This window comes from Pantoea sp. PGP6, from assembly GCF_053474785.1.
Genome location: NZ_JBQBMA010000001.1, coordinates 4,184,993 through 4,200,585 on the forward strand (window position 1 = coordinate 4,184,993; position 15,593 = coordinate 4,200,585).

Annotated in this window: 13 protein-coding genes, 1 tRNA gene and 1 other RNA gene; 2 read left to right on the plus strand and 13 right to left on the minus strand. The window is 55.6% G+C overall.

Translation table 11 applies throughout. The features are described 5' to 3' along the window. Positions 1 to 8: 8 nt before the first annotated feature. From bcsQ to ACLIBF_RS20230, 12 genes are all read right to left on the minus strand, one after another. Positions 9 to 812, minus strand: a complete 804-nt coding sequence (bcsQ, locus tag ACLIBF_RS20175) for a cellulose biosynthesis protein BcsQ (RefSeq protein ID WP_031377812.1) — start codon at positions 810 to 812, stop codon at positions 9 to 11. Continuing rightward, positions 803 to 1,393 carry a cellulose biosynthesis protein BcsO gene (gene bcsO, locus ACLIBF_RS20180; RefSeq protein ID WP_159223043.1) on the minus strand — a complete coding sequence of 197 codons (591 nt, stop codon included), beginning with the start codon at positions 1,391 to 1,393 and terminating at the stop codon, positions 803 to 805. The genes bcsQ and bcsO overlap by 10 nt, the downstream gene beginning before the upstream one ends. Before the next feature lie 504 nt (positions 1,394 to 1,897). Then, complete coding sequence (gene dppF, locus ACLIBF_RS20185) at positions 1,898 to 2,920, minus strand: dipeptide ABC transporter ATP-binding subunit DppF (protein WP_069728620.1); 1,023 nt, start codon at positions 2,918 to 2,920, stop codon at positions 1,898 to 1,900. Next, positions 2,910 to 3,896, minus strand: a complete 987-nt coding sequence (gene dppD, locus ACLIBF_RS20190) for a dipeptide ABC transporter ATP-binding protein (protein WP_031377815.1) — start codon at positions 3,894 to 3,896, stop codon at positions 2,910 to 2,912. Before dppD ends, dppF begins: the two co-directional genes overlap by 11 nt. A gap of 12 nt (positions 3,897 to 3,908) precedes the next feature. Next, positions 3,909 to 4,811 carry a dipeptide ABC transporter permease DppC gene (dppC, locus tag ACLIBF_RS20195; protein WP_031377816.1) on the minus strand — a complete coding sequence of 301 codons (903 nt, stop codon included), beginning with the start codon at positions 4,809 to 4,811 and terminating at the stop codon, positions 3,909 to 3,911. 9 nt (positions 4,812 to 4,820) lie between these two features. Beyond that, positions 4,821 to 5,840, minus strand: a complete 1,020-nt coding sequence (dppB, locus tag ACLIBF_RS20200) for a dipeptide ABC transporter permease DppB (protein ID WP_031377817.1) — start codon at positions 5,838 to 5,840, stop codon at positions 4,821 to 4,823. Positions 5,841 to 6,011: 171 nt separating this feature from the next. Beyond that, positions 6,012 to 7,622 carry a dipeptide ABC transporter periplasmic-binding protein DppA gene (gene dppA / locus ACLIBF_RS20205; RefSeq protein ID WP_031377818.1) on the minus strand — a complete coding sequence of 537 codons (1,611 nt, stop codon included), beginning with the start codon at positions 7,620 to 7,622 and terminating at the stop codon, positions 6,012 to 6,014. 1,127 nt (positions 7,623 to 8,749) lie between these two features. Next, a non-coding RNA gene (locus ACLIBF_RS20210) (RtT sRNA) lies at positions 8,750 to 8,878 on the minus strand. A 34-nt stretch (positions 8,879 to 8,912) separates the two neighbouring features. Further along, positions 8,913 to 8,989 (minus strand) — tRNA-Pro (locus ACLIBF_RS20215). 126 nt (positions 8,990 to 9,115) lie between these two features. After that, positions 9,116 to 10,807 carry a kdo(2)-lipid A phosphoethanolamine 7''-transferase gene (gene eptB / locus ACLIBF_RS20220; RefSeq protein WP_256150991.1) on the minus strand — a complete coding sequence of 564 codons (1,692 nt, stop codon included), beginning with the start codon at positions 10,805 to 10,807 and terminating at the stop codon, positions 9,116 to 9,118. Positions 10,808 to 11,133: 326 nt separating this feature from the next. Next, on the minus strand, positions 11,134 to 11,562 hold the full coding sequence (locus ACLIBF_RS20225) for an organic hydroperoxide resistance protein (RefSeq protein WP_031375563.1): 429 nt from the start codon (positions 11,560 to 11,562) through the stop codon (positions 11,134 to 11,136). A 95-nt stretch (positions 11,563 to 11,657) separates the two neighbouring features. Continuing rightward, complete coding sequence (locus ACLIBF_RS20230) at positions 11,658 to 12,122, minus strand: MarR family winged helix-turn-helix transcriptional regulator (protein ID WP_031375564.1); 465 nt, start codon at positions 12,120 to 12,122, stop codon at positions 11,658 to 11,660. Between the two features lie 63 nt (positions 12,123 to 12,185). Here ACLIBF_RS20230 and ACLIBF_RS20235 point away from each other — a divergent pair, with 63 nt between their 5' ends. After that, a complete protein-coding gene (locus ACLIBF_RS20235) occupies positions 12,186 to 12,779 on the plus strand; it encodes an HD domain-containing protein (protein ID WP_031375565.1) in 594 nt (197 codons plus the stop codon). Between the two features lie 42 nt (positions 12,780 to 12,821). On the opposite strand, the gene ACLIBF_RS20240 is transcribed toward ACLIBF_RS20235, so the two are convergent. Next, entirely contained in the window at positions 12,822 to 13,115 is a 294-nt protein-coding gene (locus tag ACLIBF_RS20240; protein ID WP_031375566.1) for an HTH-type transcriptional regulator, read from the minus strand. A 728-nt stretch (positions 13,116 to 13,843) separates the two neighbouring features. Between ACLIBF_RS20240 and ACLIBF_RS20245 the strand changes: the two genes are divergently transcribed. After that, the gene (locus ACLIBF_RS20245; protein ID WP_448310352.1) at positions 13,844 to 15,442 is read left to right on the plus strand and encodes a gamma-glutamyltransferase family protein; all 1,599 of its coding nucleotides are present in this window, start codon (positions 13,844 to 13,846) and stop codon (positions 15,440 to 15,442) included. Positions 15,443 to 15,593 lie beyond the last annotated feature (151 nt).

The window sequence follows — 15,593 nt, forward strand, 5'->3', positions numbered from 1 at the left end:
TCAGGTGATTAATATTGGTTAGTACGGATGGGAGCCTGAACTTCGCCGTTGCCGACGGTGATATTCAGAATGCTGCTGACACGTTTGGCAATCAGTTCAATATCAAAGGCCGCCGCAGACGCGGGACTAAAATCATACACAGACTGCTGGGAAGCATTTGCTTCACCCACACTTTCGTCGCGGTGAACCACGCCGAGTAAATTATCGCCCAGCCGCTGTTGCATAAATGCCGTCACGTCACGGTTAATATTGCGGCGGTTGTCGCACTGGTTCAGGACGAAATAGTGACCCTGTTTATTGTTGAGAGGTTTACCGGTCATCCGGTTCTCCTCAATCTGCGGTAATAAAGAGACCGAGGCGGTATCCGCTAACATCACCACTAAATGCATATCGGCCAGCGCCGTCATTGCTTTAAGGGCCGGACCCGGACCCGGCGGAAAATCAGCCACAATGACCAGGCCGGGATAATTAAGCACCGTGTCGAGTCCGCGCTGAATAAAGTGCGGATCTTTCATCAGCTGTTCTTCAAAGCGCTCACGCTGGGGCTCGGTCACGTCGCCATAGGGCAGCACGAAGATATTGCCGCCGGTGGTCAGAATCGACTGACTCCAGTCCGCCTGCTCTTCCGAACGGGCCACAAATCCGCGCCCGTCATGAAGCGGAACGCCAAAATGCAGACGCAGAGCATTCTGCACATCAAAATCAATTGCCAGAACTTTGCTACCGGAACGCGCCAGACTCCAGGCCAGGTTCGCCGCCAACGTGGTTTTCCCTACTCCCCCTTTCGGCGAGCACACACAAACTAACGGCATAGCGCAATCTTCTCCAGTAACGGTTTCAATAAGGTCTCTTTTGGCAGGTTAACCGGTTCGCTGTCGCGTGAGCGGAACAATGCACCAAAACGTCCCGGTTCGGCGCGGTTCGCCGACGCAGGCGGGGTGAGGTCCGTCGGTGGGTTTGCCACCGCAGCGGGCTGAACAGCAGCAGGACGCAGCGTTGCCACCGGCTCTGCCGGTTTTAGCGAAGGCGGCGGGAACAGCGATGAAGATCCAGCTTCAGCGGTCAGTTTCGCTGCGGCAGCACTGCCCGCCAGACTGTCCAGTATCGAGCCGCGAGCTGCCGCTGCCGGTTGTGCACTGAGCGTCGGCTGGCGCGGCTGAGAGGCCGGAGCCGGCGCGCTGAATTCATCGCCGCGCAGCGGCTGAGGTTGGGGCAAATCGATACGCTGACCGCCGCCAAGGGCATTCTGCTGGGCATCGCTCGCCAGCTGACGAATCAATGACCATTTACTGTGTTCCGCCGCTTCCTGCGTCTGGCCAGACATATCTTTAAAGGCGATGTCGAGCGTTTGCGTCTTCTCTTTAAAACGCTGCAAATCGTCGTAATTCTTCATTGACTATGGCCTGCAACAAGGGGGGAATTTTCCTGGAATATAGCACATCCGCTTAAACTCAGTGAGAAAAATCTGATTACAAAAACAGCGAATTCAATAAAATAGTTTAATCAGAAAGATTCGATAAGCGCCGAAAAAGGGTGACAGCGACTGCTTTTGCCCTGAAATTAATAAGTAGTTGTTAAGTTAAATTGATTAGCAGGGTTTCAACATTCAGCGACTGAGGTGTACTCATGGAACGGCTGGCCCAGCCAGCCGGGATAAGATGAGATTAATCCCTGGCACTGACTAAATTTGCCCGATGGCTTTGCGCGCATCTGCCTGGATTTAATCCCCGGCAGAGATTGAGGATATTTACCGGTTTTTTGCTGCAAATATCCGCGGCTGAACTCATTGATTAATCAGGATAATGAAAAAAGACAGCAGAGGAGGGTAAGCGACACCCGGATGTGGGCTGAGCGGGACGCGTCAGTAAAAAAGGCCCCCGCAGGAGCCTTCTTATCTTTAACCGACTTTTTCTGCCGCGCCGACCGGCTGATTTTCATCCTGGTCGACGGCGAAGCAGGCGATCTGCTGACCACCGTAGCTTTTCAGCTTCGGTTGCAGCTGAACGCAGGTGCCAAAGCGCCGGCGGCAGCGTGCGTTGAAGGCGCAACCCGGTGGCGGACTGAGCGGACTCGGCAGCTCGCCGGTCAGCTTAATCCGCTCACGGCGGTCGTCCGGATTCAGACGCGGCGTGGCCGACAGCAGAGCCTGGGTATACGGATGGCGCGGATTAGCAAAAATCGCCTCTTTACTGCCCTTCTCAACGCAGCGTCCGAGGTACATCACCATCACTTCATCCGCAATGTGCTCTACCACCGACAAATCGTGCGAGATAAAAACGTAGGAAAGTCCCATATCCTGCTGCAGATCCATCATCAGGTTCAGCACCTGGGCGCGCACCGAGACGTCGAGCGCCGAAACCGGCTCATCGGCAATCAGCACGTCCGGATCGAGCATCAGGCCGCGGGCAATCGCAATACGCTGGCGCTGTCCCCCGGAGAACATGTGGGGATAGCGGTCGTAATGCTCGGTCTTCAGGCCCACTTTGGCCATCATCTCCAGCGTTTTCTCGCGGCGCTCGGCTTTGGTCAGCGTGGTATTGATGACCAGCGGCTCTTCCAGAATCTGACTCACTTTCTTACGCGGATTCAGAGAGCCGTAGGGGTTCTGAAAGACGATCTGGATTTTCTGACGACGCAGTTTCTGCGCCTGCGGATCGTGCTTCAGCAGATCCTGTCCATGCCAGTAAAGCTGGCCTTCGGTCGGGGTTTCAATCATCGTCAGCAGGCGGCCAAGGGTGGATTTTCCACATCCTGACTCGCCGACTACCGCCAGCGTTTTGCCGCGCTCCAGATTAAACGACACGCCATCCAGCGCTTTCACCAGACGTTCCTGACCAAACAACCCTTTCTTCACCGGGTAGTGCTTTTTCAGATCGATCGCCTGTAACAAATACTCATGCTTGGTTGTTTCATGACTCATAAGTCGGTCTCCCGGCATCGTCCAGCGGATAGTGACACTTGGACTGGCGGCCTGGAATGGTGCGCAGTTCCGGTTCTTCCTTACGACAATGGTCAGTGGCATAAGGACAGCGTGGGTTGAGCAGGCAGCCAACCGGGCGATCGTATTTGCCCGGTACCACGCCCGGCAGCGAGGCCAGACGGGCTTTATCGGCAGCGAACTCCGGCAGGGCACGCAGCAGCGCCTGGGTGTAAGGATGACGCGGTGCCTTAAAGATATCGGTCGCTTTGCCGCTCTCCACCACCTGACCGGCATACATCACAATAATGTGGTGCGCCGCTTCGGCCACCAGCGCCAGATCGTGGGTAATCAGGATCAGCGCCATGTTCTCCTGCTGCTGTAACTCCAGCAGCAGTTCGATGATCTGCGCCTGGATAGTCACGTCGAGCGCGGTGGTTGGCTCATCGGCAATCAGCAGCTTCGGACGGCAGGCTATCGCCATGGCGATCATGACACGCTGGCTCATCCCGCCCGACAGCTGGTGCGGATAAACATCCAGTCGCGACGCCGGATCGGGAATGCCCACCTGATTCAGCAGGTCGATTGCCCGCTGACGCCGGGTACGTTTGTTGCCGCCCTGATGCACTTTGATCGCTTCCATGATCTGGAAACCCACGGTGTAACAAGGGTTGAGGCTGGTCATCGGGTCCTGGAAAATCATCGCCACTTCCGCGCCCACCAGCTGGCGGCGCTCTCTTTCGGAGATGCGTTTCAGGTCGCGCTGGTTAAACTCCAGCTTTTCCGCCATCACTTTGCCAGGGAAATCGATCAGCCCCATGATCGCCAGCGAGCTGACCGACTTACCGGAGCCTGACTCGCCGACAATGCCGACTACCTGGCCCTGCTCCACCTGATAACTGATGCGGTCAACCGCCCGGAACGGTGCCTTTTCGTCGCCGAAATGCACCGACAGTTTGTCTACATTTAATAACGCCATCTCGGTGCCTCTTTACTGCTTGAGTTTCGGGTCGAGTGCATCACGCAAACCATCGCCCATCAGGTTAAATGCCAGCACGGTAAGCAGAATGACTAATCCAGGGAACGTCACCACCCACCAGGCACTTTGCGCATACTGCAATACGTCGGAGAGCATGGTGCCCCACTCCGGCGTTGGCGGTTGCGCACCCATACCGAGAAAGCCCAACGCCGCCATATCGAGAATGGCGTTGGAGAAACCTAACGACGCCTGCACGATCAACGGTGCAAGACAGTTAGGCAGAATATTAACGAACATCTGACGCAGCATACCGGCCCCGGCGACGCTGGAGGCGGTCACGTAGTCGCGGTTCACCTCCACCAGTACCGCGGCACGGGTCAGACGAATGTAGTGCGGCAGCGCGACAAACGTCAGGGCGATAGAGGCGTTAACGATTGAGGGACCGAAAATAGCCACCAGCACCAGCGCCAGCAGCAGGCTCGGCAGCGCCAGCATGATATCGACCAGGCGCATAATAGTGGCATCCACCACGCCGCCGAGGTAACCGGCCAGCAGACCGAAGATCACCCCGAAAATCAGCGACAGCACTACCACCAGGCAGCCGACCAGCAGCGACAGACGCGCGCCGTACATCAGACGCGACAGCACATCGCGGCCAACATCATCGGTACCGAGGATGTAGCTCCAGTTTCCGCCTTCCTGCCAGACCGGCGGATGCAGCAGCGCATCACGGAACTGTTCCGCCGGCGCATGGGGCGCCAGCAGATCGGCGAACACCGCCACCAGCAACATAATGATGATGTACGCCAGGCCCACCACGGCGCCTTTGTTGCGTTTAAAATAGTGCCAGAATTCCTGAAACGGGGTCATCGGCTTGGGTGCAGCGGTTACGCTGGCGGGATCAACAACAGACATGATGCCCCCTTATTTCTTATGACGTATGCGCGGGTTAACCACGCCATACAGCAGATCAACCAGCAGGTTGACCAGGATAATCAGTACCGCCGTCAGCAGCACACCGCCCTGCACTACCGGATAATCGCGGCGTTGCAGCGCTTCGATCAGCCAGCGACCCAGACCCGGCCACGAGAAGATGGTTTCGGTCAGGATCGCGCCGGCCAGTAAGGTTCCGACCTGCAGACCGATGACGGTCACCACCGGCAGCATGGCGTTACGCAGCGCATGCACCACGATAACCCGCATCCGCGTCAGTCCTTTAGCGCGCGCCGTACGGATGTAATCTTCACCCAGCACTTCCAGCATCGCCGAGCGCGTCATACGTACAATCACCGCTAGCGGAATGGTGCCGAGCACGATAGCGGGCAAAATCATGTGCATCACCGCATCGTGGAAATCACCCGCCTCACCCCAGAAAAAGGTGTCGATCAGCATGAAGCCGGTCAGTGGCATGGTGTCATCGAGGAAAACGGTGTCGCCGACGCGGCCGGAAACCGGCGTCAGATTGAACTGTACCGAAACCAGCATGATCAGCATGATGCCCCACCAGAAGATCGGCATCGAGTAGCCGGTCAGGGAGATGCCGACCGCGGTGTGATCGAAGATCGAGCCACGTTTAACCGCCGCCATCACCCCAACCGGGATGCCGATCGCGACCGCAAACAGCATCGCGCAGACGCCCAGTTCCAGCGTGGCTTTAAAGCGCGGCACAAATTCATCCCATACCGGGATGCGGCTCTTGAGTGAAATGCCCAGATCGCCATGTAATACGCCGTTAATGTAGTTCAGGTACTGTTTCCACAGCGGCTGATCCAGGCCTAACAGCGCCATTAACTGCGCGTGACGTTCAGGGGAAATACCGCGTTCGCCCGCCATGATCAGCACCGGATCGCCGGGGATCATGTGAACAAATGCGAAAGTGAGTAATGTAATACCGATAAACGTTGGGATGACAAGGCCCAAACGTCGGAGTATGAACTGCAGCATAATCCGGGTTCTCTCTTGTCCGCGCGACCGTCGCCGCGAGGGTAGTTATTGCTTACATCTGACGATCGGGTAGGCCCGACCGCGACGCAGCCAGGCTGCGCCTCTACCGTTTCCAGTAAAACAGGGAGATAAAGCCGGAGCGACGGGTGGCCGCCCCGGAAAAGGCAACAATTATTCCTGAATGTCTACCTGGGCAAAGTAGTGTCCGCCAAGCGGATCGACTTTGTAGCCGGAGACTTTCTTGCTGACCGGTTCGTAGACCGTTGAGTGCGCGATCATCAGCGCCGGTGCCTGGTCATGCATCACAACCTGTGCCTGCTTGTAGTACTCGATGCGCTTGGCCTGATCGGCGGTGGCGCGTGCTGGCTGAATCTGATCCTCAAAGGATTTATCGCACCAGCGCGAGTAGTTAGAGCCATCTTTGGCCGCTGAACAGCTGAACAGGGTGGCGAGGAAGTTATCCGGATCCCCATTATCACCGGTCCAGCCCATCATTACGGTCTGATGTTCGCCGGCTTTGGCACGCTTCAGATATTCGCCCCACTCATAGGTCACAATCTTGGCTTTCACGCCAATCTTCGCCCAGTCGGACTGAATCATCTCCGCCATACGGCGCGCGTTCGGGTTGTAAGGACGCTGTACCGGCATCGCCCACAGGTCGATGGAGAAGCCGTCAGCCATACCTGCTTCTTTCAGCAGCGCTTTGGCTTTTTCAGGATCGTAGGCGTAGTCCTTCACGGCGTCGTTGTAGCCCCACATGGTCGGTGGGATCAGGTTTTTAGCCGTCTGGCCTGCACCCTGATAAACGGCATCAATGATCGCCTGCTTGTTCACCGCCATGGTCAGGGCCTGACGTACTTTCAGGTTATCCAGCGGTTTTTTCTCAACGTTGTACGACAGATAGCCGACGTTCAGGCCAGCCTGCTCATACAGGTTGATGTTTTTGTCCTGCTTCATGCGCGCAATGTCAGCCGGGTTTGGATACGGCATTACCTGACATTCGCCCTTCTGCAGTTTGGCGTAACGCACGGAAGCATCCGGCGTAATGGAGAAGACTAACCGATCGATTTTCGGTTTAGTGCCCCAGTAGTCCGGGTTGGCTTTATACAGAATGCGCGAATCTTTTTGGTACTGCAGCAGCTGGAACGGGCCGGTACCGACCGGATTCAGGTCGACCTTTTGCGGTGAGCCGGCTTTCAGCATGTTGTCCGCGTACTCTTTCGACAGAATAGAGGCGAAGTCCATGCCGAGATCCGCCAGGAACGGCGCTTCAGGACGGGTCAGCACAAAGCGCACGGTATGATCGTCCACTTTTTCAATTTTGCTGATCAGCTTCGGCATATCCATGCCTTCGAAATATTCGTAGCTGCCGCCGGAGACGCCATGGTAGGCGTTGTTTTTATCCAGCTGGCGTTCAAAGGTGAACACCACATCATCCGCGTTAAATTCACGCGTCGGTTTGAAATCTTTGGTGGTCTGCCACTTCACGCCTTTGCGCAGGTGGAAGGTGTAGGTTTTGCCGTCTTCGCTGACATCCCACTTCTCGGCCAGTGCTGCGTGTAATTCAGTGGTGCCGATGGTGAACTCAACCAGACGGTTATAAATCTGGCGTGAGCTGGCGTCATAAGTGGTACCCGAGGTGAACAGCTGCGGGTTAAAGCCTTCCGGAGAACCTTCTGAACAGTAAACCAGGGTTTTTGCCTGAACACCGGCGGCGACAGTCATAGCAATCAGGCTCAGACCGACCTTCAGCATCCCGGATTTAGCCAGGGAGTTGATCATGCTTTTGCTCCATTGTGATGTGATGTTGTGTGCATTGCCCGACCTCTGGTTTTTTTATGCGGTTCAGGCGTACCACCGAACGGGTGGCTAAAGCGCGTCAGGTTTTTTATGTTTTTCCTGATGCCGTGGAAGCGGTCAGAAAATTCCGTAACTGCGCTTTATTGACGCATCAATTTGTCAACAGTTGCAAAGAACGTCAATACAACGGTTAGTTATTTACACAGAGTGTGAGGGATAGCAAGCAACGGTAAAAAAAACCCTTTTCGGCTAAAAGCCATACAAAGCACAGTGCCGCTGGCGTAACGTCCGGACTTTCTGCTGGATAGCCAGTTTGTCGCTAGTGATTCTCACCGCTAAAAAACTTAAAACTTTTACCGGCAAATGTTGAATAACTGAACGATTCACCGTGCGTTATGACGTTCAGCCAGCGGAATATGCTGGTATTGAGGCATAAGAAATCAGCAACTTGCCGCTTTCGGTCATAAGAAGAACGTGTCACGAATTATCCCTGCGTCGCAGATGTGCCAAGGGCTGCCGATGGGAAAAGCGGATTAATCCCGGCTGAAAATCAGATTGCGTTACGGATGCCTGTTATTGGAACTTTCTGGAAGATCGACAAACAGAACAGTCAGCAATGGGAAGCGGGAATAGCGTAAAGGAGAAGAAAGGCCCAGTTCACTGTAAGCCTATGCCTGCAGAGTAAACACGCTCAGATTCACCCTGATTGCGGTTTGTCAGCAGGCTGAAGCGAAGGGAGCATACGCCTGTAGCAAAGCATAGCGGGCCAGGGATGGCCCCCGCTGAGCCTGCCAGGGATGGCGTCTTTTGCGTCTTTGCGGAAGGCGTATGCTCCCTGAAGCCTGCCTGGCGTTGAAACCGGGACTGCTCAGGGAACACGGTCAGATCGGAAAGACGCTAAAGCCAATCCCTGGCCGCTCGGCCCGCGCCGTCCATGGCGCGGGACGCTTTCCTCTTCTGCCCGTGTTCCCGGCGCCTTGAGCTTATTCGTTGCGGCCAGATTCACTCTGACTGGGCCAATCAGCAGGCTCAAACCTCCTTCGGAGGTCCTCATCCTCTTTTGCTACAGACGAAAAAAAACCTGTCTTTTCAGACAGGTTTCTTAAATATGGTCGGCGAGAGAGGATTACCTGGCTCTGCGAGCCTGCCCTGCGGGCCGTTGCTGAAGCAACGTTGTCTCGCTGCGCTCGGCTCAAACCTCCTTCGGAGGTCCTCATCCTCTTTTGCTACAGACGAAAAAAAACCTGTCTTTTCAGACAGGTTTCTTAAATATGGTCGGCGAGAGAGGATTCGAACCTCCGACCCACTGGTCCCAAACCAGTTGCGCTACCAAGCTGCGCTACTCGCCGATGGGGGCGCATGTTACTGCGACCCCCGATCAGCGTCAACCGCTTTTTGCGCTTTTGCCGCCAATCGCCTGGAAAGCGCGCGGTTGCTGATCATCCCGCACCCGATTCACCGATTCGGCGTTGTTATTACAGCGGTTTCGCCGGGCTGGTCGCCGGAGCCTGACACCAGTTGTTGGCCGGATTAATCCCGCCATCTGGCGAGGTGTAACCCAGACAACCAAGAATGGTATCAAACAACTCTACGTGGCGATGGGTTTTGCCGACGCGCTGCTGCGCCTGTAAGCGCTCAAAGTTGCTGCGGTTCTGGCTGTCGGCCAGATACTTATCTGACGCCCACACCATCATCGGAACGCGGAACTGCTCTGGCGGTGCCATCTCACGTGGGGTGCCGTGCAGGTGCATATTTTCGCTAATTGACTCACCGTGGTCAGCGGCATAGAAGACAATCGCCTTCTTATCACGCAGCTGATCCAGCACGCTGTCGAGCATACTATCGACATACAGCACCGAGTTGTCATAGGCATTAATCAACTGTGCTTTGCTACAGGTTTCATCCACCCCCATACATTCCGGCTGGTACTTCGCGAAACTGCGCGGATAACGTTGAGAATAGAGATAGTGCGAACCCTTGGTGTGCAGCACGACCAGATGCTTGCCTTTCGGGAAGCGATCCAGCGACGCCTTCATCTCAGGCACCAGCAGCATGTCATCGACCGCTTTACCCTGGTTACGCTTCTCTGAACCAATCTGCTCACGGAAAGCAAAGTTATTGGCGTTGATGTTGTCGTAGAACCAGACCTCACTCTGCATCGCAAACAGCTCAGAGGTAAAGCCCAGCTCTTTCATCACCGCAAACACGTTTTGCTCTTTCAGCGTACGGCCAGGGTTATCCATGGTGCCGCCTTCGCGCACGAACATGCAGCGCAGCGACAGCTTGGTAGCGGTATCACAGGACTCACCGCGGAACGCGACCAGGTTTTTCTCTTTCGAGAGCTTCGGCGTGGTATCACGATCGTAGCCGAGCATGCCCATGTGATCCCAGCGGGTGGTTTCCCCAATCACGAACACCACATAGGTGTCGTCCAGCCCGGCAGGTGCGACGTAGGTAAACTTCTTCGCCGGATCGAGCAGTTCCTCGCTATTCAGCGACTCATCTATGCGGGTCCAGGCAAACAGCCCCACCGCCGCCAGCCAGTTCGAAGGTAGATAAGAGTGCGCCACCACACCGCCGTAGCTCGGCAGATCGATGTTGGTGATCTCTTCATTATTCTTCTGCAGCTTGTCGAAAAACCGAATTGGCAGCCAGACCAGCGCCACACAGATCAGCATAATCAGAGTGGGTTTCAGGCGTTGTCCTGGCGTACGCAGCTGTTCATTCAGCGTCATACTCAGTTTATTACGCCAGATCATTAACAGCGGCAGCGCGCTGACCAGCACCATCCACAGGATGAAATGGTAGCCAATCACCTCTTTGGAGAGATCGGTATCGGTGGTCATCACCGATGCCACAATGCCGTAGCCAATCACGACGTTAAAAAATGCCATGTAATAGGCGGCAGCAACAGAAATCAGCACGATAAGCGTGGCGAGCACGCGATAAAACCACTTTCCACCCAGCGACAGCAGCCGCATCAGGAAGAAAGTCAGCAGCACAATTGCCACCACTTCGGTCACGGCAGTCAGCCAGTTGGTCACCGTCGATTTCGTCAGGAAACCGTCAAAACGGCGATAAAAAATCGGTAAATTCAATAATATACCGAGATAGAGCGCGAGCAGTAGCGACAACTTTTGCTGCGTTAAGGTTTTAATATAATTCATGAAAAATGGAGTTTCCCCGGAATGATGCGCTTTACCAAATCTTTAATGTGACTACCGAAACGCGGCAGAGTTCGCTGAATAAGCGGACCGGACCAGATGAAGGAGAATTCTGAACGGATTTACAGGCTATAACGCGAGGTGGCCCAGTAAAACATGGCGACACCTGATAGACCAGAAAATAATCTTTGTCGAGCCGATTAGCACATTTTTTGTACAAACGGTATTGCCGGTCGGATCCCGACTGAGGCAAACAAGGCAGAAGTGCGGGATAAGGCGTGGCGGGCGGACAGGAGAGAGCGGGCCAGCATAGCTGGCCCGCGATACGCTTAGCGAATGATGTTCAGCGTCACGTCGATATTATTGCGGGTCGCGTTTGAGTAAGGACAAACGATATGTGCGGCATCAACCAGCTTCTGCGCTTCGGCTTCATCCATTTCTGGCAGATGAATGTTCAGGGTAGCTTCGATACCAAAGCCATTCGGGATCGGACCGATACCGACTTCACCTTCAATCCACGCCTCTTTCGGCATCGCGATTTTGTCACGGCCGGCGACGAATTTCATTGCGCCCAGGAAGCAGGCTGAGTAACCCGCAGCGAACAGTTGCTCAGGGTTAGTCACTTCACCACCAGCACCGCCCATCTCTTTTGGTACGCCCAGCTTCACGTCCAGCACACCGTCAGAGGAGGTTGCACGGCCATCACGACCACCGGTTGCTTTGGCTTTTGCACGGTAAACCACTTGTTCTAAAGACATGACATTTCTCCGTTACGCTATTTAATCGCTCACTACTTGTAACGCGGTAATGAGGCGGTGAGGTTCAACGGACGCGGTACGCCCGTCAGTAAGATTTATCGTGATCGGTTCAGATTGTCGCGTAAACCGTCCAGCTGCACTTTCAGCGCCAGCAACGCATCATCGTCACAGGCGGTCGCGCATTTGACCGCTTCCGGAATAGATTCCGCCTTACTGCGCAACGCCCGGCCAGCCTCGGTCAGAGTCACTGCAACCTGGCGCTCATCCTGGCGGGTGCGCTGACGCATAATCAGTCCGGCACTTTCCAGGCGCTTCAGCAGCGGCGTCAGGGTGGCTGAATCCAGGAAAAGCTGCTCGCCAATCTCTGAAACCGTAAGATCGTCCTTTTGCCACAGCACCAGCATCACCAGATATTGCGGGTAGGTAATGTCGAGTTGGGACAGCAACTGACGATAGACCTTATTCATCGCCAGATTAGCGGAATAAAGTGCAAAGCAGAGTTGCTGATCGACCAACAGTGGCATCGTTTTCACTTTTTTGTCATCTTGATCACTGTTCATAGTGGTAAATATAGATAGCGCGCTAGATAATTGCAAGCAAACTTTTTGAACAGGGGAAAACGCATGCAGAATTCACTGGAAGAACACGCGCGACGCTACGCAACGCAGGCCCATGCCGATGCTGGTCAGCGTCGCAAATATACCGATGAACCCTATATTGTTCACCCGGCGGCGGTGGCGGAACTCGTCCGCAGCGTCAGCGATGACGACGCCCTGCTGGCGGCGGCGTGGCTTCATGATACGGTTGAAGATACGCCGACCACGCTGGCCGATATCGACACGCTGTTTGGTGCCCGCGTCGCCAGTCTGGTCGAGATGCTGACCGACAGCGCACCGGCATCCGCAAAGAACCGGGCAGCGCGTAAGCTGGCGCACTTCCGACATACCGCCAGCGCCAGTCCGGAGGCGCAAACCATCAAGCTGGCGGACATCATCGACAATACCCGGGCGATCGTGCGCTTCGATCCCCACTTCGCCCGCATCTATCTGGTGGAAAAACGGGTGCAGATTGATCTGCTCAAGCAGGGTGATGCGCAGCTATGGCAGCAGGCCTCAACCATTATCGAATCAGGCATTGCCCAGCTGGGACAGCCACCCTACAACGTGCCGGACAGCTGGTTTGAGAAGCAGGCGGCCAGATACCGCGAGCCAGGCTAAAAAAAAACCCGCCATGGCGGGTTCCTTTGGATTTTTTCTTCATTATTCCAGCAGTTGCCGACCCAGATAGGGATTGGCATGCAACAGCTTCATTAATTTCTGTGCTGTCGCGGAAGGACGGGTACGTCGGGCTTCCCAACTTTTTACTGAAGAAACGCTTACGCCCATCACTTTTGCAAATTCATCAACCTGCATGCCGGTCATTTCGCGCAGACGCTGTGGCTCTGGCACGGCAGGTTGGCGTTGAATAGAGATCTCAGCGGGACGGTTGTCACGTGTCAAAACAATCTGCTCAAGGCTGCTGAGCAATTCAAACATTGGGTCTTTTAATTCCATAGAGAACTCCTTAAAAACTCACTATGAAGCACGTGAAAGTAGAGAGGTACGAGTCTGAAGTCAGACTCTGAAACCGGGCCTGGTCAGGCTGTATCCCGCAAGGGTTTGTTTTTGTTATGAGAGAAACCACTACGGGACACAGCCTGCTGTGCACTGCTTGTAAACATGTCAGGTCAATGCAACAAATGCCGGGAAGCTAAGTATGGATAGAGACCTGACGATTTGCCGCGCAATTTATAATTATTTTTTTATCTTTTCTTAGCCGGAAAAGTTCCAGCGCCACTAAATAGTTGAGGCTACTATCTTTTGTACCTCAGCAAGCGGCAAAAAAATCAAATTATGTTTGGTAGTGATGTGGATGCCGTCATGCTTTCTGTCGGCATATTGTCGATTCTGTGAGGAAATACACTTCCACCTGAACGAGTGCAAAATATACGCCAATGGCTCACTTCTTAAACATTTATATTCACTGTGTTAATCAAATTAAGAATAGTCCTGGGGCGATATGCCGCGCGGCCGCGGCGTGGCTCACATCCGTGGGCTAACAATTCTTTTACTCTGCCGTAACCTTTTCCGCGGCTGGCGCAGCCGTCACCACGCGGGTGCCTTATGCAGGTGCGTGCGAACGATCTCTGCGAGATCGCTGCGCTGTCGTGGTGCGCCGCCGGGCGACAACATCACCGGAGAGATTCTGCGAATGACAGAAGAGTTAATCAAAAGGAACAGTGATGAGTGAAGTTGATTTTAATGTGAGTTATGCCTCCCATCGGGTGCCGATGATGGGGCGTAATGCGGTTGCTACCTCACAGCCTCTGGCGGCCCAGGCTGGGATTCGAATGCTGCAACAGGGCGGTAATGCGGTGGATGCCGCCATCGCCACGGCTATCGCGCTGACCGTGGTCGAGCCGACCGGCAACGGCATCGGCAGCGACGCCTTCGCCATTGTCTGGGATGGCCAGGAACTGCACGGCCTGAACGCCTCAGGGCGTGCGCCAGCCGCCTGGAACCTGCAACGCTTTGCCGGACATCAGGTGATGCCGGAGATCGGCTGGGAGTCGATCACGGTGCCCGGTGCCGTTTCGGCGTGGGTGGCGCTGGCCCAACGCTTCGGCACGCTGCCGCTCACCACCTTAGCCCAGCCGGCGATTGACTATGCGCGCCACGGTTTTCCGGTTTCGCCGCTGATTGGCCAGCTGTGGCAGCGCGGCTACGACAAGCTGCGGCATCAGCCTGGCTTCAGCAACTGTTTTGCCCCGCAGGGTCGTCCACCACGCATCGGCGAACTGTTCCGTAACCCGGCGCAGGCCAGCACTTTGCAGCAGATTGCCGCGAGCCAGGGGGAAAGCTTTTATCGCGGTGAACTGGCGCAGAAAATGGTGGCCTTTGCCCGCGAGCACGGTGCCGCCCTGACGCTGGACGATCTCAGCAAGCATCGCGCTGACTGGGTGAAATTACTGTCACGTCCGTTTGCCGGCGGATCGGTGCAGGAGCTGCCGCCTAACGGTCAGGGCATCGCCACCTTAATCGCCCTCGGTATCCTCGAAGAGTGGGACATTGGCCGCTATGCGCCCGACTCACCGCAGTGGCTGCATCTGTCAATTGAGGCGATGAAACTGGCGCTGGTCGATCTGACGCGCTACGTCAGTGATGAAGATCACCTTGAGTTCCCGGCGGACCGGCTGCTGAGCACTGACTATATCCGCCAGCGGGCCGGGTTAATCGATCCGGCACAGGCGGGTGATTACGCGTTTGGTGCTCCGCAGCAAAGTGGCACGGTCTATCTCTCCACCGCCGATGCCAGCGGCATGATGGTGTCATTTATTCAGTCTAACTACATGGGTTTTGGATCGGGCGTGGTAGTGCCGGATACCGGTATCAGCCTGCAGAACCGCGGCGCGGGCTTTTCACTCGATCCGCATCATCCCAACGTGGTGGCGGGCGGCAAGCGGCCGTTCCATACCATTATTCCCGCCTTCGCGCTGGATGGTCAGGGTCAGCCACTGATGTCGTTTGGTGTGATGGGCGGCCCGATGCAGGCGCAGGGGCACCTGCAACTGGCGCTGCGGATTATGCTGCATCGGCAAAATCCGCAGGCCGCGATCGATGCGCCGCGCTGGCGAGTGGAACAGGGCCGTGAAGTGGTGTTTGAATCGACTCTCGACCGCAATACCCTCAGCACCCTGCGCCGTATGGGCCACCAGGTGGTGCTGGAAGATCCGCTGAGTAACTATAATTTTGGCGGCGCACAGGCGATTGTCCGCGATCCGCAGGGCTTCTATATTGCCGCCACCGAAAGCCGTAAAGATGGTCAGGCCGTGGTGTTTTAAGGCCGTCTGAGCGCGGCTGCCAAGCGTTATGCTGCCCGTGGTCTGCGGTTGCGGATGACCGGCGGACAGCAGCCGGGATGACCGGCACAGCGTCATCGACCGTGTTGCGCATCCTGCCCGGCAGCAGACAACCGCGATCGGCTGCATATCA